At 33.7% G+C, this 21,446-nt stretch carries 18 protein-coding genes; 13 read left to right on the top strand and 5 right to left on the bottom strand.

What is annotated here, in order from left to right; all coding sequences use genetic code 11:
* Positions 1-28: 28 nt before the first annotated feature.
* On the top strand, positions 29-2,257 hold the full coding sequence (locus C1Y58_RS07435) for a beta-glucosidase (RefSeq protein WP_170311548.1): 2,229 nt from the start codon (positions 29-31) through the stop codon (positions 2,255-2,257).
* 3 nt (positions 2,258-2,260) lie between these two features.
* Positions 2,261-3,604 (top strand): MFS transporter, encoded by a 1,344-nt coding sequence (locus C1Y58_RS07430; RefSeq protein WP_105615380.1) that lies wholly within the window; start codon positions 2,261-2,263, stop codon positions 3,602-3,604.
* Positions 3,605-3,664: 60 nt separating this feature from the next.
* Here C1Y58_RS07430 and C1Y58_RS07425 read toward each other — a convergent pair whose 3' ends face one another.
* The 3 genes from C1Y58_RS07425 to C1Y58_RS07415 form a co-directional block, all read right to left on the bottom strand.
* Positions 3,665-4,525: a serine hydrolase domain-containing protein gene (locus C1Y58_RS07425; RefSeq protein WP_157950003.1), complete on the bottom strand. Its 861-nt coding sequence runs from the start codon at positions 4,523-4,525 to the stop codon at positions 3,665-3,667.
* A 135-nt stretch (positions 4,526-4,660) separates the two neighbouring features.
* The gene (locus C1Y58_RS07420; protein WP_105615378.1) at positions 4,661-5,689 is read right to left on the bottom strand and encodes a 3-deoxy-7-phosphoheptulonate synthase; all 1,029 of its coding nucleotides are present in this window, start codon (positions 5,687-5,689) and stop codon (positions 4,661-4,663) included.
* Positions 5,690-5,827: 138 nt separating this feature from the next.
* Positions 5,828-6,184, bottom strand: coding sequence for a DUF5658 family protein (locus C1Y58_RS07415; protein ID WP_105615377.1), 357 nt, complete (start codon positions 6,182-6,184; stop codon positions 5,828-5,830).
* Positions 6,185-6,338: 154 nt separating this feature from the next.
* Here C1Y58_RS07415 and C1Y58_RS07410 point away from each other — a divergent pair, with 154 nt between their 5' ends.
* Positions 6,339-7,193, top strand: coding sequence for a GNAT family N-acetyltransferase (locus C1Y58_RS07410; protein WP_105615376.1), 855 nt, complete (start codon positions 6,339-6,341; stop codon positions 7,191-7,193).
* 119 nt (positions 7,194-7,312) lie between these two features.
* On the opposite strand, the gene C1Y58_RS07405 is transcribed toward C1Y58_RS07410, so the two are convergent.
* Positions 7,313-8,182, bottom strand: a complete 870-nt coding sequence (locus tag C1Y58_RS07405) for a helix-turn-helix domain-containing protein (RefSeq protein WP_105615375.1) — start codon at positions 8,180-8,182, stop codon at positions 7,313-7,315.
* Between the two features lie 138 nt (positions 8,183-8,320).
* Here C1Y58_RS07405 and C1Y58_RS07400 point away from each other — a divergent pair, with 138 nt between their 5' ends.
* The 5 genes from C1Y58_RS07400 (at position 8,321) to C1Y58_RS07380 (ending at position 12,895) form a co-directional block, all read left to right on the top strand.
* Positions 8,321-9,784 carry a sulfatase-like hydrolase/transferase gene (locus C1Y58_RS07400; RefSeq protein ID WP_105615374.1) on the top strand — a complete coding sequence of 488 codons (1,464 nt, stop codon included), beginning with the start codon at positions 8,321-8,323 and terminating at the stop codon, positions 9,782-9,784.
* 301 nt (positions 9,785-10,085) lie between these two features.
* Positions 10,086-10,910, top strand: coding sequence for an EFR1 family ferrodoxin (locus tag C1Y58_RS07395; protein WP_157950002.1), 825 nt, complete (start codon positions 10,086-10,088; stop codon positions 10,908-10,910).
* 88 nt (positions 10,911-10,998) lie between these two features.
* Positions 10,999-11,253: a 2Fe-2S iron-sulfur cluster-binding protein gene (locus C1Y58_RS07390; protein WP_105615372.1), complete on the top strand. Its 255-nt coding sequence runs from the start codon at positions 10,999-11,001 to the stop codon at positions 11,251-11,253.
* Positions 11,254-11,286: 33 nt separating this feature from the next.
* Positions 11,287-12,348 (top strand): radical SAM protein, encoded by a 1,062-nt coding sequence (locus tag C1Y58_RS07385; protein ID WP_105615371.1) that lies wholly within the window; start codon positions 11,287-11,289, stop codon positions 12,346-12,348.
* A 112-nt stretch (positions 12,349-12,460) separates the two neighbouring features.
* Entirely contained in the window at positions 12,461-12,895 is a 435-nt protein-coding gene (locus tag C1Y58_RS07380; RefSeq protein ID WP_207655723.1) for a MarR family winged helix-turn-helix transcriptional regulator, read from the top strand.
* Between the two features lie 82 nt (positions 12,896-12,977).
* On the opposite strand, the gene C1Y58_RS07375 is transcribed toward C1Y58_RS07380, so the two are convergent.
* A complete protein-coding gene (locus tag C1Y58_RS07375) occupies positions 12,978-13,868 on the bottom strand; it encodes a helix-turn-helix transcriptional regulator (protein ID WP_105615369.1) in 891 nt (296 codons plus the stop codon).
* 254 nt (positions 13,869-14,122) lie between these two features.
* On the opposite strand from C1Y58_RS07375, the gene C1Y58_RS07370 reads away from it, so the two are divergent.
* The 5 genes from C1Y58_RS07370 (at position 14,123) to C1Y58_RS07350 (ending at position 21,438) form a co-directional block, all read left to right on the top strand.
* Positions 14,123-15,541 (top strand): ABC transporter substrate-binding protein, encoded by a 1,419-nt coding sequence (locus tag C1Y58_RS07370; RefSeq protein ID WP_105615368.1) that lies wholly within the window; start codon positions 14,123-14,125, stop codon positions 15,539-15,541.
* Positions 15,542-15,621: 80 nt separating this feature from the next.
* Positions 15,622-16,515, top strand: coding sequence for a carbohydrate ABC transporter permease (locus tag C1Y58_RS07365; RefSeq protein ID WP_105615367.1), 894 nt, complete (start codon positions 15,622-15,624; stop codon positions 16,513-16,515).
* Positions 16,516-16,529: 14 nt separating this feature from the next.
* Positions 16,530-17,375: a carbohydrate ABC transporter permease gene (locus C1Y58_RS07360; protein ID WP_105615366.1), complete on the top strand. Its 846-nt coding sequence runs from the start codon at positions 16,530-16,532 to the stop codon at positions 17,373-17,375.
* A gap of 40 nt (positions 17,376-17,415) precedes the next feature.
* A complete protein-coding gene (locus C1Y58_RS07355) occupies positions 17,416-19,488 on the top strand; it encodes a right-handed parallel beta-helix repeat-containing protein (RefSeq protein WP_242985371.1) in 2,073 nt (690 codons plus the stop codon).
* A gap of 45 nt (positions 19,489-19,533) precedes the next feature.
* Positions 19,534-21,438: a beta-L-arabinofuranosidase domain-containing protein gene (locus tag C1Y58_RS07350; protein ID WP_105615364.1), complete on the top strand. Its 1,905-nt coding sequence runs from the start codon at positions 19,534-19,536 to the stop codon at positions 21,436-21,438.
* The last annotated feature ends 8 nt before the right edge of the window (positions 21,439-21,446 follow it).

Below are 21,446 nucleotides of genomic sequence, written 5' to 3'. Positions count from 1 at the left end.
CTAGTAGTAGATGAAGGGAGAGAGTAAAATGAGTAGTCAAACTAACATATATGAAAAGATAAGGCAGTTAAATGGAAAAGATGAATGGCGTACCTATGGTGAATTGATTGCTGAAATTGTATTTTCAGATGGACCAACAGGGCTTAGGTATCAAGAAGGTAAAGGCGATCATTTGGGGATGACTGATAGCAAGAAGGCTACATGTTTTCCCACAGCATCAGCACTTGCTAGCACATGGAATAGAGAGCTAGTTAAACAAGTATCAGCTGCTATTGCAAAAGAAGCCATTTGTGAAGGAGTAGATGTTTTACTAGGACCGGGAGTGAATATTAAACGCAATCCATTATGTGGCAGAAACTTTGAATACTTTTCAGAAGATCCTTATTTAGCAAGTCAACTAGGTAGTGAATATATCAAAGGATTGCAAGAGAATGGGGTAGGTTCATCGTTAAAGCACTTTGCTGGGAATAATCAAGAAGCTTATAGGATGTCAATAGATACAATAATAGATAGAAGAGCTCAAGAAGAAATCTATTTAAAAGTTTTTAAAGATGTTATTGATGGCTCTAATCCATGGACAGTAATGAGTGCTTATAATAGGTTGATGGGGTCCCATTGTTGTGAGAATCATTGGCTTTTAACAGAAACCTTAAGAGAAAAATGGGGGTATGAGGGGTTAGTTATTTCTGATTGGTTTGCTGTTAATGATATCGTTAAGAGCATAGCTAATGGTATGGATTTAGAAATGCCTACCGTAGGTGACTATAGTTACAATAAACTAAAAGATGCTTATGAACAAGGTGATATTAGCGAAGACGCAATCAACCGAGCATTTAATAATCTCAACACATTAAGAGAACGGTGTGATAATCCAATCAAAAAAGCAGTAGAGCCCGTTAACTATATGGAGCACCATGAACTCGCTAGAGATGTAGCTACAGAAGCTATTGTATTGCTGAAAAATGAAAATCAAAGGTTGCCACTACAATCCACTGATAAAGTTCTTTATGTAGGCAGTTTAATGGAGAAGCACAACTATCAGGGAAGTGGTTCATCAAGAGTCAATCCAATGTTTATGGATTCTATCAGTGATTTCTTAGTTGAGGGAATCAAGTATCTACCAGGTTATTCCCTAAATAACCATGAAGTTAATCAGAAAATGATCAATGATGTTTTAGATGAAGCAAGAGAAATGGATAAAATCGTTGTTTTTACTGGACTATTCTCTAATGATGAAGCAGAATCTTATGATAGAGAGAACTTAGATTTACCTTTATGTCAAAGACATCTCATTGAGTCACTTATATTGTTAAATAAACCAATAATATTAGTCTTACAAACAGGATCTGTGGTAGAAATTCCGTGGGTTAATCAGATTGATGGAATATTACAAGCTAATCTCTCAGGGCAGGGTACAGGAAAAGCTATCGCAGATATTTTATTAGGTAAAAAGAACCCATGTGGAAGGCTAAATGAGACTTATCCAATTAAATTAGCACATTCTCCAAGCTACTTACACCGTGGTAGTGAGAAAAGGGTTGAGTATAATGAATCAATCTTCGTTGGTTATCGCTATTATGATAAAAAAGAATTGGAAGTCTTATTCCCATTTGGATATGGCTTAAGTTACACTGAATTCCAATACAGTGATTTTGATATTGAAAAAGATGAAGAGAGTATTTCCGTAACATGTAAGATTGAAAATACTGGTAATTATGATGGAGCAGAGGTCGTACAAATATATATAGGACTTAATGTACAACAAGCGATTCAGCCTGTTAAACAGCTTAAGTACTTCGATAAAGTAACTATTAAGAAAAATGAGACCTATCATTTTCAATGCAAGCTTCCATTGAGTGATTTTAGATACTTTAACTCAGATATAGATGAGTGGGCATATGCTACAGGTGAAAATACAATATATATCGGTCAATCTTCAAGAAATATTGTTTATCAGCAAAGAGTAGATATCGATGCATTTGATTATAAATACCCTGTTGTAACAAGAAATACTACTGTTGGCGCACTACTTCAAATACCTGTACTACTGGATATAATTAATTATACAATGAATGAACTTAGTAGCCAATTAATGGTCAATGAAGAAGATATAATTAACCATCGGGAATTGGAAAACTCTATAAAATATATGCCATTAAGGAATATAAGTCAAGCTACCAAAGGTTTTGTTTCGGATGAGCAATTAGATCAATTAATCTACGAATTGAATGTTCAATTAAAACATAGGGGGTGCTAGATAATGACAGAGAGAAGTCTAGGGATGGATAATCAATATGAAGTGAGTAAAGGGGAAAAGGGATCATTTGTATTTGGTGTTTTTTCTCAGAACCTTGTATTTGCATATATAAGTGCCTATGTGATGATCTATTACACGGACTACATAGGTATTTCTTCAACCACTGTAGGAATAATCTTCTTCGTTGCAAGACTTTGGGACGCAGTTAACGATCCTATCATGGGGATTGTAACGGATAAAACTAAGAGTAGATGGGGAAGGTTTCGTCCTTACTTGTTATTTGTTGCAATACCTATGTTTTTTAGTGTTTTTCTACTGTTCACAACGAGTCCTTTCAAAAATGAAGTCTTATGGGCATATATAACCTATATTCTATTTGGAATGATATATACTATATCTGATATCCCTCTTTGGAGTCTTACTTCAAGTATGACGAGATATCCTTATGAAAGAACGAAAATAATATCTTTAGGTAAAGCAATTGCTCCATTAAGCTTCGTATTGGTAACAGTAATAACTGTACCATTATTCGATGTATTTGGAGGGGGGGAAGAAACTTTTCGCTATGTTGGCATGCTATACGCTGGAATAATGGCTGTTGGTATGATTATAATGTTTTTGAAAACAAGAGAACGAGTTCACAATAATAGTAGAGCTCTAAAGGTCAAGGACATATTAAGATCTCTGTTGATAAATAAACCCTTATTATTAATATTGTTAAGTCAAATCTTTATAACAATTGTAGATGGTCTTGTTACAGCTGTTTCAATTTATTATGCCACATATAACCTTGGTGATGCTAACCTGATGCCAGTATTGAGTTTAACGATTATCATTCCTATGTTGGGAAGTATATTTATAGCATCTAAGTTAGCACAAAGATTTGATAAAAAATACCTTTGCATTTTCTTTATGGTTGTAAGAGTCATTGGTTATATTAGTTTATTTTTAGTTGGCTATAATAGCCTGTATGTATTTATGGGGGTATTGGCTCTCGTATCATTAACTTTTGGAGCTACTGAAGTCCTATTGCCTTCGATGATGGTTGAAACTATTGACTATATCCAATCAATAACAGGTAGCAGAACAGAAGGAATTATGTGGTCAACACAGACTTTTGTTGTAAAAGCAGGAAGTTCGTTATCGGGTATTATACTTGGATATTTACTAACAGTGATAGACTATATACCTAATGCTATCCAATCAAAAGAAACATTAACTGGTATGCATGGCATATTTACTCTAGTACCAGCTGTTTTAATATTACTATCACTTATTCCAATACTTTTTTATCCTTTAACAAAAGCTAAGTATCAATTAGTTTTAGAGAAATTGAAAGCTAATTGAAGATAGCCTCAAATGCAATCTGTGGTGATAGAGATAGGCATTTGAGGCTATTTTAATATTCTAATGAATTTTGATTAGATTAGTAACCTTGTTTTCAACGATACTTTGATCAGAACTTTCGGAGGTTGCAGCTACCGTCATACCACTGTTTACATTTGGGAAATGGTAAACCGCAATTGTACTACCAGGACCTGAACCTGTATGACCAAAGGAATGAAACCTTCCTTCAACTGCATCAATCATCAAGCCTAATCCATAGCCCGGTTTCTGCCAAGGTCTATTACCGATATCAAATGGTATCATGTAAGCATCCTTCATATGCTCTAACATATCAGAAGAAATAATTTTCCCTGAAGCCAAATAATCTAAAAAGATACAAGCACTATTCAGTGAACCAATGATCATGCCATGGTATAACCAACTGGGATGATATTCTTTTTTTATGCCTTGGGTACAAACCTTTAAATCTTCTGGGTTTATCGCTACAAAAACATCTTTAATCTTTAATTCATCAAAAATTAAAGCGTAGAGTGCTTTCTCTAAAGGCATATCCATAGTATTTTCTACGAGCCTTCGAATATAATAATATCCGATATTAGAATAATGAAATTGTTTGCCAGCTGGACCCAATAGTATTTGACTATTTGTTTTCTCAAGAAGTACATCAAAAGTCCAAGGTATTTCATTTCTTTCAACAGCTTCAAGGTATGCTTTACAATAATAATCTTTAAGACCACTTTCATGGCGGAGAACTTGCTCCAGTGTTCCAGCTTGTCCAAAATAATGTTTGCTCAAAGATAATTGATTTTCTTCAACTAATTTCAATACACACGTAGCTAAGGCTGTTTTACCAAAGCTCCACCAAGGTACTAAAGCATCACTTTTTTGCACTAATTTGTGGTTGACCAGTGTACATTTCATTATAGACTCCTTCCAAAAAGGGGTTAATGTATTACAATAAATATACCATAAAGAATCTATAATTACCATAAAATGAAATTATTTTTGTGTTATTTTAATTACTAGAATTTATGTGTGCGTACAATGTATGAGATATTATAGTTTATCTGCAATATTAAATATCAATCTCTCGGTGTCTTCCCATCCAATACAAGGATCTGTGATGGATTGTCCATAAACACCATCGCCTACGTTTTGTCTTCCACCAACAAGATAACTTTCAATCATTAAACCTTTGACATGTCGTTTGACATCATCATCATAGAACATGTTATAGATAGTCTCAAGAGCTATTTTGGGTTGCCTCATATATTGCTTATTTGAATTAGCGTGATTTGTGTCAATGATAATAGCTGGATTTTTTAAGTTCATTTTATCATACTCAGTAAGTAAATCAATGATATCCTCATAGTGATAATTGGCTATGTTTCTTCCATAGCGATTAACTGCACCACGAAGAATAGCATGCGCAAGAGGATTACCATCGGTTTCTACTTCCCAGCCTCTAAAAATAAAAGTATGCTCTATTTGAGCAGCTTTAATAGCATTGAGCATGACGGTAATGTCACCACTAGTAGCATTTTTCATACCGACAGGTATTTCTAGACCACTAACGGTTAAACGATGTTGTTGATTTTCAACGGATCTGGCACCAATTGCAACATAGCTTAAAATATCATCAAGATAAGCATAGTTTTCAGGATAGAGCATCTCATCAGCACAAGTTAAATGAGATTCATTGATGGCTCTAATATGCATTTTTCTCATAGCAATGATACCTTTGAACATATCGGATTTTTTTGTAGGACTTGGTTGATGGACCATTCCCTTATAGCCTTCACCTGTGGTGCGTGGTTTATTGGTGTAAACTCTTGGTACAATGACTATCTTATCTTCTACTTTTTCCTGAATCTTACCAAGCCTACTGATATATTCACATACTGCATCCTCATTATCAGCAGAACAAGGCCCTATAATTAAGACAAATTTATCACTTTTACCTGTAAAGACATCTTTGATTATGCTATCACGATGATCTTTAATGCGTTTTAAATTTTTAGGCATTGGCAGCTCATTGAAAATTGTTTGTGGGGAAGGGATTTCTTGTATAAGCTTCAAACTCATTTTAATCATTCCTTTTATGTAATGTGTGCAAATGTATTATATAGCATTATATAGTTATTTACAGAATATTTCAAGATAATTTATCGATTTAAAGTGATAAAATTTAAAAAATCACAGGTTCGATTGTGATTAACCTTATCAAAATATTAAACTTACCCCTAATAAACAAAACCAGATTAAATGTAAAATATTAATGATGACATAAATAGAAGTAATTAGATTAATGAGGATATTAGATAGTCTTAATTGATGTTCAGTAGCTTTTCTTATTCTAAGTGATATATATAGCAATAGACCTGCAGGTAAAATAACCTTTAATAGAATGCTAAACAATTCATAAGAGATAAATTGATTCATTATTGGATTTACTTCACGATAAAACCCTGAATTAATAAGTAGTAGGGTAAAAACTATATCTGTCACATTAAGAAGATATAGTAATAAAAGTTTATGCTTAATATTTCTGAGATCATGATCCTTAATAAAAGTTACCATTTGAAACACCTCCGTTAAGAGTATATTCAATAGATTCAAAAATAAAACCTTATGGACAAACTATTATCTTTAGAGCCGTAGATACTTTTGTATTTGTTTGTGATATAATTACAATAATTATATAAATTGTTAATGGTTTTAGAGGAGAGGTTAGATGTACTTAATTAAAAAATGCTCAGAAGTATCAGATACACAAATATTTAAAGCTTTTACAGAGGGTTTTGCGGATTACATGATTCAGGTCAAAATGGATGAGATCTCGTTTATAAACAGATTCTTTGGAGCAGAAGGTAATGATAGAGAATTATCGTATATAGCTTTCAGAGAAGATAAACCAGTTGGTATTATTTTAGGTGGTATTAAAACAGGCGAGAATTTCAAAACTCTACGATGTGGAGCAATGGCACTAATTCCTAAAGAAAGAGGAACAGGGTTGGCAAAGACATTGATGGAGTTACATGAAAAGGCTGGTATAGAAATTGAATGTAAGCAATTATTTCTGGAAGTCATTGATGGCAATGATCGAGCAATAGGGTTTTATAAAAAAATGGGATTTGAAAAGGTATACAATTTAACTTATCGTTCATGGGATTTAAAAGGTAAGAATCCTTTGAAAATAGATGATAACTCTCTTGAGAAAAAAGTTAAGATGATGACCTTCGATGATATTTATGAGTTAAGAAAAATAGATTTATCTCATTTACCATGGCAAGGAGAATTTGTTTATTTTAAACATTTGGATTGTCATTATTATGGAGTAAAAGATAATGGGAACATTGTTGCAGGTATTACCGCTACTAACACTCGTATATTCTATCTATGGGTACATCCTGAATATCGAAATAAGGGATATGCTAAAGCTTTATTAAATAAAATCATTACAGAGATAAAACCAAAAGTCTTACGATTAACCTATTCGAATAACTCTCAAATACATACTTTTGCTAATCATTATCGGATGAAAAAAGATCCAATCAGCCAAGTAGAAATGTATAAGTGGCTAGGATAAAGAGGGGTGATAACCAGTAGAAATGGAAGTTTTACAAAGGTTTCTATGGTGTTATGATAATTATTGAGTAAGATAAAGCAGCCAATGATTAATAATATTATTGGCTGCTTATTCATGTATCACTTTCTAAGTTCTCTTGGAGTTTTTCCAACAAGTTGTTTAAAAGTTCTATTAAAATTGGAAGTGTTGTTATATCCGCATGATAAGGCAATATCCAGTACTGTTCTATCAGTATTTGTTAAAAGTTGAATGCCATAAGAAATACGTTTCCTTTTCAAATATTCCATCGGTGGTATCCCATTTAACTCCTTAAATGCTTTTGCAAAGTTGGATTGACTCATATTACTTAACTGAGTTAGTTCAGATAAGGAAATAGAACTTGCAATATTCTCATTCATATAGTTAATTACCTTGCAGACACTAAGAATTTTCTCTTTAGTAAATGGATTTTGTTGAGGCATTCTATTGATGTAATGATAATATCGAGATAAGAGAACAAGTATATGTAGCAGATGTACTTTGGACATTAATTTATAATTTTTGTTTTTATTGTGGAACTCTTTTTCGATTTCTAATATCAAAAAGAGTACTTTTTTTGTAGCAGTATTATCGCGGCAAACTAGATTCTTAAAATCATTGTTACGATCTATGAAAACTTTAAGATATTTTAAGTCAAAGGAATAATTATCTAAGGAACTTACGAAAGATGGTTCAAATACCAGCGTAAATATGGACAATTCTTTATTCGTTAAAGAATTAATCTTATAACTTTCAGTGTTGTTAAGTACAAGAATATCATTTTTTATAATGTCCAATCTATCATTATTAATTACTACAGAACCTTCACCATCTTGTATGAGTATAATGCGGAAGCAATGTGTTGATGTACTTCTATACGGGATGTCCTTCTGTTGTATGCATTCATGCATAACTTTCATTAAATAATTATTTTTATCAAAAGTATAAATATAACTTTCATCGAGGACCATTCTTTTACCTCCTCAAATAATAAGATTTATTATATATTAAGTAAGATGTGTGAGTAATTGAATAATCATTCTTGATATCATTATACTGTAATACAAGTAATATGAATAGACTGATTGAGAAGAAAGGTAGGTTTTACAGTGAAGAAAAAGAACTTATTATTTATATTTACAGATGAACAGGCGGTTAATACCATGAAATGCTATGGTAATAGTAAGATTAAAACACCTAATATGGATAGACTTGCAGAAGAAAGTTTTATCTTTGAGAAAGCTTATGTAACACAACCAGTATGTACACCATCAAGATCAACATTAATGACCGGTTTATACCCACATACGAATGGGTGTACAGAGAATAATATTCCTTTACAGCATGAAACCCCTTGTTTAACTGAAATGGGTGATTTATCGTCTTATAGAAAAGCTTATTATGGTAAATGGCATCTAGGAGATGAAGTGTTTAATCAACATGGATTTGATGAGTGGAAAAGTATTGAAGATACATATAACCAGTATTATTCTGAAGGTAAAGATAAAAGTAAGGTAAGCAGTTATAATAACTTCCTTATTGAGCAGGGAATGAAACCAGATGTTAAAAATAAGGGGTACTTTAGTAGGCAATTTTCAGCAAGACTTCCAGAACAGTTGAGTAAACCTGCTTATCTCGCTAATGAAGCAATAGATTTTTTAGAAAAAAATGATAGTAATCCATTTATCCTATATGTCAATTTCTTTGAACCACATATGCCCTATTTTAGCTGTAGAGATGATCAGTATAGTTTAGAGGATATTGAGCTTCCACCAAATTTTCATCATGAACTAGGAGATGATCATCCACTTAAATTACTTGCCTTTAAACAAGCATTATACGATAATGGGCACAGTGGGTTAAGTTTAAAAACTGAAGGTGACTGGAAAAAATTAATATCAAATTATTGGGGCTTGGTAAGTCTGGTAGATACTCACCTAGGTAGAATACTTGACAAGGTAGAAGAACTTAACTTATTAGAAGATACAATTATTATTTATACAAGTGATCATGGTGATATGATGGGTTCACATCAATTAACGGCTAAATGTACTATGTTTGAAGAAGCAGTGAAAGTACCTTTATTAATGAGAATACCTGGACTTGAAAACAATGGTAAAAAAATTATCGAACCTGTAAGTCAGATAGACCTAGTTCCATCCATATTAGATGCTATGGAACAAGATATACCAAATACTATGCAAGGATATAGCCTTATACCATTTCTAAAAGAACAGGGTGAGCTTGTTGAGAAAGATGTATTTATTGAATGGAATGGCATGAATGGTGGCTTTGGTGATGTTGTTGGTGGTGCAAAGGTCCCAAAATCTTCTCTTAAAGTAGGAGAAAGAGATCAAATTGTTAAATCCTTAGGTGACCCTGTAAGGACTATTATCACACCTGAAGGATGGAAATACAGTTGGAGTACAATTGGAGATGACGAATTGTACAACCTTAATGAAGATCCTTACGAAATGAATAATCTCGTGAAAAATACAGAATATAGATCGGTAATTGATGATCTCAAACTAAGAATTAAGAATTGGAAAGAAAGGACTAAAGATATAGCTTAAAGGTTTCTAAAATATATAACAAAATAACAATAGTATATTGGTATTGTAATGATTCAAAATAAGAGGAGAATAGGCATTCTAAAGTAGATTAGAATGCCTATTCTCCTCTTTACATATATCACAATTAAATATTGAAAGGTAGAAAAATATGTGATTATTACAAAAATATAATCCTTGATATATAATTACGTGTATGGTATCATATTTGTAATCCTTGGATGATAAATCCTTGAATTAATAATTCTATATGAATAATAAGATTCTCCTAGTCAATGCAACCATAAATGAAAGAGGCGATTGTATGAAAGTTCATTTAGTTTATTTTAGTCCAGGTGGAACTACAAAAAAAACAGTGAAGAATATTGCAAAAGGAATTAAGAATGTTGAAGTTATAGAACATGACATGTTAAGACGAGAGAATAGAGAAAAAACCTATAACTTTACAAAGAATGATTTAATCATAATTGGTATGCCTACAGCCAGTAAACTATTTGGTCTTCCAAGTGAGATTATTAGCTCATTAAATGGTAATGATACTCCATTTGTGGGGGCAGTTACATGTGGTAATGGTTACTTTGGTAAAGGTCTTATTGTACTAAAAAAGGCAATGGAAGCAAGAGGTTTTAAAATGGTAGCAGGAGGAGGCTTTATAGGTCAATATTCATTCACATCAAAGGTTGCTACAGGTAGACCTGATGTAAAGGATGAAAAAGTACAAATTAAGTTTGGTGAAGATATATATAGAAAGGTTGTTGTTAGAAAAGATTATAGCTTTAATACTAAACTTAAAATCGACTGGCCTGATGAAGGGACATTCTCTACTATTAAATGTGCTCTCATATCTGCAGCACCTGGAATAGGAGGAAAACTTCCTTACTCCATGAATGAGTTATCTGTATCAGATGCTTGTATAAAATGTCGTAAATGTGTTAAACACTGTCCTGTAGAAGCTATTACGTTAAATGATGAGATTGAATTTGATAGAAGCAAGTGTATTGGATGTTATGGATGTGCTAATGTATGCCCCAAAAAGGCTATAAAATCAGCAAGTCAAACGATGATTAAATCTGTTAATAATGTTGTGCAGTATCGTGATAGAAGAAAAGAACCAAAAGTATATATTTAAAATAAGTTTTACTTATAACTGAATTTATAAAATTTATATAAATCATTAATAATTATGCTAAAATATAAATATATTAGGAGGCAAGAAGATGAAAGGTAATGTTGTGACGTTAACAAGTAATAATAGAGAGACTATATTAAAAATTGCTAAAGAGCAAAACATAAAAATTAAATCATTCTGTAAAAGAGGGATATGTGGTAGATGTTTAGTAAAAGTAATAGATGGCAATGTATCTCGACCGACAGAAAAAGAAATTAAAAAAATAGGGCAATCGGGTATAAAAGAAGGTTATAGATTAGCGTGTCAAACTCAATTTTCTGGTAGGCTAAAGTTAGAAGTATAGTTTAATCGAGCATTATAAAAGGAGGCAGATTAAATGGATGGTATAAAACTGTTTAACAATGCAATAAGTAAAAATTTAATGGAGAATAGAAAATTTTTAGCAGGTAGATCTAATTATTTAAAAGCATACGCAAAAGTTGCTGCAAAACTGAAGCGACAAGAAAAAATAAGAACTGAACTAGTAGAAAGTGATGATCTTACTGTACCACCAATACTGATTACGAGTGTTACAAATGATTGTAACTTAACCTGTGCAGGTTGTTATGCTTGTACTCAGAATAGAGTCAAAGAAGATGAAATGACTGTAGAAGATATAGATCGTATAGTCCAAGAAGGAATCGATTTAGGTGTAAGTATTGTCATGATAGCTGGTGGGGAGCCACTAATTAAGAAAAACATTTTAGATATTCCTAAAAAATATTCTGATACACTCTTTGTCATGTTTACAAATGGACTGCTAGTTGATGATAAAAAAATAGAACAATTGAAAAACATTAAAAACTTAGTATTAGCATTCAGTTTAGAAGGTGATGAAGAAGCTACAGATGCAAGACGTGGTAAAGGTGTATACAATAATGTTATGTCAGTTATGGAGAAGCTTGATGAAAACAAAATAGTATTTGGTTCTTCAATTACATTAACCAGTCAGAATTTTGACATGGTTATTAATGATACTTATCTATGCAATCTAGAAAAAAGAGGTTGTAGAGCAGTATTCTTTATCGAGTATGTACCCTGTAATGGCGATAAAGAGTTATGTCTAAGTCTAAAACAAAAAGAAGATTTGATTACACAGATGAAAACGATGAGTAAAAACTACTCTATGTTAGCTATTCCTTTACCGGGAGACGAGGAATACTTTGGTGGATGTTTAGCGGCAGGTAGAGGGTTTTTACATATAAGTAGTACTGGTAATTTAGAGGCGTGCCCTTTTGCTCCAATTTCTGATGTGAGTTTAAAAGAGGTATCTTTGAAAGTTGCATTAAAATCTAGAATGCTCCAAAAAATAAGAGAAAATCATCATCTGTTAACAGAAGCAGAAGGTGGTTGTGCGTTATATGAAAATAGAAGATTAATAGATGAGTTTATTTGCTAATGATAGAGAAAAGCATTCTTTTAGCATATTTGACATCACTTTCGAAATACTGTAACATTAGTATAAAATAACGAATTTAAATTGCTGAGACTTGAAGAAAGTGTGGTTGACTATGGCGAAAAAGGAATTAATTATACATTCAGATATGAAACTAGAACATAAAGTGATGGGGCTACTCCAATGCATTGCACAGGAACAAAATGTTAGAGTAGATCGTTGCCTACGGCCAATGAATTTATCCTATACACAACTGAATATACTTCATATACTCTCACAAGTGCCAACTGGTCAATTAACTGTTAACCAAATAAAACAGTTTATGATTGATGAAAGTCCAAATGTGTCTAGGTCATTAAATAAGTTAATGGAAAATGGACACATTATTAAAGAAAGAAGTAAAGAAGACCAACGGGTTGTTTATATAACAATTACAGACTCAGGCCGTGAACTTCATAAAACTGCTGATCAAGAAATATTAAAGCTTTCTCTAAATCTATCAGAGGAAGACTTACAAACAGTTTATGAGATACTTGTCAAAATAGAATAGACTTTAAAAACTAGCGAGAAGGTAATCAACTTCTCGTTTTTTAATATTTTCTAGCAGAAGGCTAACTAAATTACTCAATAAGCTATTGGTGAATTTTTGCGTAGTATTCAGACGGAAGCATACCTGTTCTAGCCTTAAAAATCTTAGAGAAATAAGCGGGGGATTGAAAACCAGAATCCTTCGCTATTTTTTTTATGGGAAAGTTACCATGAGACATGAGGTACTTTGAGTAATTGATGCGATAAGTCATCAGGAATTCCATGGGAGTAATGGACATCTTTTGCTTCATTACTCTTGTGATATAGTTGGGATGAAAGTTTAACTCCTTGGCCATATCCTTCAGTGTAAAAGCCTTTGAGAAGTTTGATTTAATATAGTTCGTTACTAAAGTCGGTATGTCTGGTTGGCAATCTTGTGTAGAGTAAGAGAGAGTATCTAATATGTTCATAAAAATGGTTTGCTGTCGCATGGTTGATATATCAAGCTCCTGAATAGAAATTCGTTCATTCTCTAAATCAACATGGATGGTAGCCAAGCTTTTTAGATAGCTTTCAATTTCTTTTGCTACAAGTGGCACTAATTCACCAGTTTTGGGTATGGCAATATTAAAAGGACTTTCTGGTCTAAAAGAGTTTACATGTATAGCTAATTCTAAAGGTTGTATCATAACTTCTTTATCAGATTCTATGTATTCACCATGAGACTGGAAGTGAAGCCAGTGGAATTTAGTTGAGGTTGGTGAATGTTTATAGCCGATATGCCGTGTATCTGGGGACAAAATAATGAATTGATTTTCTTCTAAAATATATTTTGTGTCTTCCTCTGCTATATACAGTCTACCACTTACTACAAAAATCAAGTCAAAGACACCAACATTTTTGCGTGTGGGGTGGACATTCTTTTCGCCATAGTTAGCACTTCCAGCTACCACAAAATGAGGAAGCGGTGGACATGCAAAATTAATCAGTTCCATATAACCTCCAATAAGTTTGATTTGTTATACTTTTAGTTTTTTTTATCCATTGTTAAGAAAATTCAAACATGATATTATCTAGTTAATAAAGCAATATAGTACTTAATAAAAGAACCTATAGCCATATTATAGTATTAGTTGGCAGAATATTCAAGTTATTTTCATTATATTTCTTTTGTTATAGTACTAGACATGCTGAGCTTTATTAATTATGAAGGAGAGGTTTGTCTAAATGACAAGCGAGGGGAGGAAATATGAAGAGGTTATCAATTATATTAGCTATTATTCTATTAGTTTCAGTAGGTTGCACAGGAACAGAGACTGTAGATACCGACTCACCAAAGGGCGGAGAAGAAAAGGTTGCTAAAGTAGATGAAAAGGATAAAATTAAGTTTTCTTTTGCACATTTTGATTCAGGAGAAGTAGCTGGTCAATTAGATGCTATGGTGGAAGCATATGAAGCAGATCATCCTAATGTTGAAGTAGAAGTCATTGCCAAACCTGGTGAGTATGAATCTTGGATTCAAGCTCAGATGGAGGCAGGTACACTTCCAGATGTGGGTTATTGTAGTGCGGCGTTAGCTTTTTCTTGGGCAGAAGAAGGCCATGTACTTGATATCGCTCAGTACTTTGATCAATACCCAACACTTGGAAATCGAATTAGTAGTACTTACTACTGGTGGGAAGAAGGAAAGACATTTGGTACCAATACTGGTGGTGAGACGATTATGGTGTACTATAACAAAGATTTATTTAAAGAAAACGGTATTGACCTGCCAATTTATGATGGCAAAACCACATGGACTTGGGATGAATTTGTTGATATATCCAAAACTCTCACAGTAGATGTAAATGGTAACAATGCTCATTCATCTGATTTTGATAAAGAGAATATTAAGCAATATGCTATGAAATATTCAACTTGGTGGATGTACTATTATCCATTAATTTTAAGTAATGGTGTTGATTTTATCAATGAAGATGGAACAGATGTAACTATCAATGATCCACGAGTTGTTGAAGTTATTGAAGAGTTACGCCAGTACATATATGATGATAGGTTAGCGCCTACTGCAGACGTTTCTGAAGCATTAGGAATGAATACTGCTACTATGTTCCAAACAAAGACTATTGCTATGACTGTAAGTGGTTATTGGGCTCACTCAGGTTTTGGTGATACCGGAGTTGATATTGGTGTTGCACCACTACCTACATTTGATCCAACAGGAAAAGCTTATACTGTAGAACTTGGTGATCCAACGGTTATCTTTAATAAAGAAGGTCGTACAAAAGAAGAATTAGAAGCTATAGTAGAATTCTATGAATATCATAATAATCCTGAGTATGTATCCATGTTCAGAGATGGTTTGTGGATGCCCCTACAGAAAGATTACTATACAACTGAAGAGGGCAGAAACAAATGGTTAAACGATGAGTATCATGATTTAGAGAACCTTAATGTATACACTACTTTAACTTTAGAGGATTCCATATCTGCTCCAGTTTACCGTTTGAAGAATTGGGGAGAGCTTGAGCGTGAGATGAATGCGCATATTGATAATATCTGGAATGAATTTGTAGACATAAAAGATGATTCAGAGAAGAATGTTCAATCAGTATTAGACAACGCTGAAAAGGCAATGGAGCCATTACTTCAAGGAACGCATAGATAATTAAGATACAATAAAGGGTATCATGGCTATGGTACCCTTTAAGTTGTATTTGCTTAAAATAAGAAAAAAGGAGGATTCCTATGGCTAAACGTAAATTAAGCCAGTTGGATAGGCGTAAACGAAATGCAGGACTTCTATTTGTTTTACCTACAGTAATAGGTCTAGTAGGATTAACCATCTATCCAATGATATTATCCCTTTATTATAGTTTTACAGATAAGCAGATTGGACATTCAGTTAACTTTATCAAACTGGATAATTATAAAGAGTTACTTACTAATGATCCACTATTTTGGAAGTCTATGATAGCCACCTTTAAATACGCTTTATTAAGTGTACCAGTTGTTATTATACTATCTTTTTTTATTGCGATCTTATTGAATCAAAAGGTAAAGGGTTTACCTTTCTTTAGAACAATTTTTTATATCCCTACCATTGTTCCAGCAATCGCTAATGCAGTGCTTTGGATGTGGTTGTTTAATCCTAACTTTGGTGTACTTAATACCATCTTAGAATTCTTACATTTACCAACATCCATGTGGATATTCAGTGCCAAGTCGGCTGTACCTTCCTTAGTACTTATGCGGGCATGGGAGTTTGGAGGTACCATGATTATCTTTTTAGCCGGGTTACAGGGGATACCTCCAACTTTATATGAAGCCTGCGAGATCGATGGTGGAAGTGCTTTGAAGAAATTATGGTATGTAACGATTCCGCTGATGACTCCTATTATATTCTTTAATTTAGTTATGTTGATTATATGGAGCTTACAAGCCTTTTCACAGGCTTACGTTATGACAGAAGGTGGACCAAACTATGCAACCTATTTCTTTAATTACTACTTATACCAAGAAGCATTTGAATTTGGACGAATGGGATATGCTTCAGCTTTAGCATGGATCTTATTTATGATCATTCTTATATTGACAGCGATTACTTTTAAGAACTCAAAAATGTGGGTATATAAAGATTAAAATGGGAGGGAACTATGAAAGCTAAAAGATTAAAGAGAATATTACTTTATTTCATATTAATTGGTTCCAGTATACTCATGGTTATTCCATTTGTATGGTTAGTTCGTAGTTCGTTGATGACTACATTACAGATATTCAAATCACCTATAGAATGGATTCCAAAGCCTTTTGCATGGGAGAACTATACCAATGCTTTAAAGGCAGCACCTTTTGCCAAGTATTTCTTGAATACATCCATTCTTGTGATTAATGCTGTTATTGGCGTTACCTTTACGGCATCTTTAGCAGGTTTTGCCTTTGCAAGATTACCTTTTCCAGGTAAGAAGATTTTATTCTACATATTATTATCAACCATGATGTTACCCTTTACAGTAACGATGATTCCTCTTTATGTAACATGGAGTGACTTAGGATTGGTTGGTTCCAGACTGCCTCTCATGGTACCAGCTTGGTTAGGTGGAGGGACGGCACTTAGTAGTGGTGCCTTTAGCATATTTCTATTACGTCAATTTTTTTCAACAATGCCCGTGGCATTGGAAGAAGCAGCTTATATCGATGGAGCTACACCTTTCTATGTCTATAAAAAAATTATTGTGCCATTATCCAAGCCAGCTTTGATCGTAGTGGGCATTAATACCTTTTTAGGTACATGGAATGATTTCTTGGGACCAATTCTTTACTTAAAGGAAGATCAATATACACTTTCAGTTGGGTTAAGTACTTTCAAAAATAACTATTATGCATCTTGGGATATGCTAATGGCTGCATCTACAATGGTTATTTTACCTGTAATCATTATTTTCTTCTTTGCTCAGAAATATTTTATTGAAGGAATAGCTCTTTCAGGAATGAAAGGTTAGATAGATTAACTTGATTAGAGAGGAGAGAAGTTCATTGAAGATGATCAAACCTTACCCAGGTCTTATTATAAAAGAAGATGTTCAGTTTTATCCAGGCGTTTATGATTTCTATATGCAGCCGGGCATAACAGTAGAAGCAGACAATATTACCATCGATGCTAATGATGCGGTTTTTATCAATGGGCAACCTCAAGGTAATAAAAACAGTGAAGGATTATTTACAGAGTTTACATATGGTGATAGTGAATGTGATGCTGAGAGTAGAGGCTATTATGGTATAGCTTTACAATCTAAAGGGACAGCTGGTGTAACCCTAAAAAATATGCATGCAAAAGGATTTCTTCAAGGGTTAAAACTAGAAGATTGCACTCAGTGGCAGATCCAGCACAATGATTTTTCCTATAATTATCACAACATGGATTGGGGATGGGAGAATCACCCTATAAGGGGAGCTATGCATCTTTTACATTGCCATCATTGTACCATCAGTGACAATATAGCTACAGATGTCTGGGACGCTTTGGTCTTAGCGCATTCCAATAACAACCAGATAAGACAGAATAATTTTTCACATACTTCAAATACAGGACTGAAACTATGGCATGCTTGTAACAATATCATCGAAGATAATAATTTTAGTTGGGGATTAAGAAAATCACCTGGTGAAGTTCATGCTAGAGACTCAGCTTGCGTACTTGTCGAGTCAGGTTCTAACGATAATGTCTTTAGAAAAAATAATATGACATATGGTGGTGACGGCTTTTTTATTCGGTCCTTGAATGGATGGATGTCAACAGGCAACAGGATTGAAGGAAATGATATGAGCTTTGCCAATAACAATGCTATTGAGGCTTGGTCTGACAATAATACTTATGTTAATAACAAGGCTAATCACTCCAGTTACGGTTTTTGGTTGGGTAATTCGGACCAGACAGTTCTAATCGGTAATGAAGTTGCCTACAACGGTGGTAATTTTCATAACGCACCAGAAGAATTTGGGAATTGTGGGATTGCTGTAGTCAACGGTTCAGGAAGTCATTTTAAAGTTATGAATAATCATATACACCATAATACTGGACCAGGGCTTGCCATTCGTTATAAAGAAGATTACCCATCCTATCATTGGATTATTGAGAATAATACATTTGAATGTAATCAATCAAGTGATAATTATAAAGGACATGGCGTTTATGTAAAGAATGCTAAATGGGTTACTTTTGTGAAGAATGACTTTATCCATAACGATGGTCAAGATATTTACATAGATGAGCATGTATCAGATGTTCAGTATTTGCCAGGAGGTGACTACGAGAGACCTTCATGTGTTTTGAATGTTAATTCTGAAAGCTTTATTACTAATAAGGTCTATACATTTGATGCCTCCAAATCTAAGGTTTTTAATAATGAGGAAATGCATGTAAGATGGGATTTTGGGGATGGGACAATTAGTAATGAATATAAAGTATCCAAAATTTTCAAAGAGTCTGGGTTATATAGAGTTGGTCTGACAGTGGATGATGGTGAGAAAGCGAATATGTCCTATTTAAATATTTATGTCACACCTGATTCAACAAGTATAGGAGGAACCTCTGTACTTAAGCAATGGACCCTTCATTCTGATAGAGAAGAAACTAAAATGTTGCTTCAAGAAGTAACTCAAGTGATGGATGGAATGGTAGTTGGAGTTAAAGCTATGGAAGGTATATGCCATATTTTAACTTATCAACTTCAAGCTAATGAATTAAGAGATTTTCAAACTAAGAGCCATCTATGTTTTTTGCTAAATTACTCTGTTGAGTCAGCAGATTTAGATGGATTGAGTAAGAGACCTGTTATTATATTGACCGATGACCAAGGGAAAAGATGTTCCTACATACCGGAAATAGCATACCTCAATATGTATGGTATAGCAGTAAATGAGTATAAAAATAATTGGATGTACCTTGACATACCTCTTAATGGAGATGATACTTGGAAGAAAAAAGCTGAATCAGGGTTTAATATGAATAGCATAGACAAACTATCTTTTGAGATAGGACCTCATATAAGTAGTTATTGTGAGTTTTATTTAGGGGCTATCAAGCTATATAGCAAAGAGAGTAGCAATTACTAATCGACACTAATTAATATTGAATAGATGTAATGGATGTGAAAAATCATGAAGGATATGAGTGAGATAAATTATAGAGAAACACCTTTTAAAGAATTACCCTTAGGTGCAATTCTACCTAAGGGATGGTTAAGAAATCAGTTAGAAATACAAGCCAATGGTTTGACAGGTCATTTAGAAGAGATATGGGAATCAGTGGGTATATACAACGGATGGCTTGGTGGAAACGGTCATTCTTGGGAAAGGGCACCCTATTATTTAGATGGGATGTTACCTTTAGCCTATTTATTAGGTGATGACAAGCTCATTGATAAAACAAAGAAATGGATTGAATGGACTTTGAATAGTCAAACCGGTGAAGGATGGTTTGGACCTGAAAAGAATAATGACTGGTGGCCAAGAATGGTCATGTTAAAGGTCTTAAAACAGTACTATGAGGTAACAAGGGATAAGCGAGTCATTCCCTTTATGGAGGGGTATTTTCGTTACCAGATAGCTCATTTACCCAAAAGACCATTAGAAGGATGGGGGAGAACCAGAGCTTGTGATAATATTTATGTAGTATTATGGCTTTACGGGGAGACGAAAGAATCTTATTTATTAGATCTAGTTGAGATATTATATAGACAGTCTTATCCATGGGATGAACACTTCTATAATTTTCCCCATGTTCGTCCTACCAGCTATTATTATCCATGGGATCTCATTGTTAAAGATGAATTTTGGAAAAAGTATGAGTTGATGAGTGAGTTTACTACTCATACTGTTAATATAGCTATGGGTTTTAAGTTGGCGCCATTAATATATCAAATAACTGGAGATGAATACTATTACAGAGCTACTCAGCGAGGAATAGATTCTATCATGAAATATCATGGGCTTGCACATGGTATGTGGTCGGGTGATGAGCATTTAATGGGAACGAATCCTTCTCAAGGGACAGAGTTTTGTTCTGTCACAGAGTTTATGTTTTCTCTGGCCACCATGGTGAGAACTTTTACGGATGTGTCTTATGCAGACCGTCTAGAAAAGTTAGCCTATAATGCCATACCAGCAACTATGAATAAAGATATGACTGCTCATCAATATGATCAACAACCGAATCAAGTACTTTCTTCTGTTCATAGGCGCATCTTTTATAATAATTATGATGAAGCCAATACTTTTGGGTTGGAACCTTACTTTGGATGTTGTACGGCTAATATGCATCAAGGATTACCAAAGTTTGTTAAGAATATGTGGATGAAAACTGAAGATCATGGTCTGGTCGCTATTACCTACGGACCTTGCGTAGTGAAAACCCTTGTACAAGGAGTAGAAGTAACAATTACAGAAGAAACAAATTACCCTTTCAATGATCATATTACTTTCAATATCAACTCTAATAAAGCGGTTGTATTCCCTTTAAAACTACGTATCCCGCACTGGGCTCATGGCGCAACTGTTACATATAAAGGGAGAGAACACCAATGCATTGCTGGAGAGTATTTTATCGTAGAAGAGACTTTTGATGGGAAAGAGAAGATTGTGTTACACCTTCCAATGGAAGTAAGAGTCACGAATTGGCATAATCAATCCATTGCTTTAGAGAGAGGTTCGCTATTGTTTTCATTAAATATTGGAGAGGAATGGAAAAAGTATGGTCGGACTGAACCTTTTGCTGATTGGGAAGTTTATCCTACAACGGATTGGAATTATGCTCTAAAGCAATGCTGTTTAGAAGAATTACTTGTAAAAGAAGATGATATGCCATATCAACCTTATGATAAAGTTAATACCCCTGTAAAAATCTACGCTAAAGCAAAAAAGCTAGAGTCTTGGAAAATGGAACGATATTCAGCTCAGGAAGTTCCGATATCACCTGTAGAGTTGGAGACAGGTGAGGAAACCATAGAATTAGTTCCTTATGCTGCGACAAAGTTAAGAGTCACCTGTTTTCCATACTATAAATAGTATAAAAA

It is taken from the genome of Vallitalea okinawensis (assembly GCF_002964605.1).
GTDB classification, from domain to species: Bacteria; Bacillota; Clostridia; order Lachnospirales; family PQDH01; genus Vallitalea_A; species Vallitalea_A okinawensis.
Note: the sequence above shows the minus strand (reverse complement) of the source record. Positions and strands in the feature narration are given on the sequence as shown.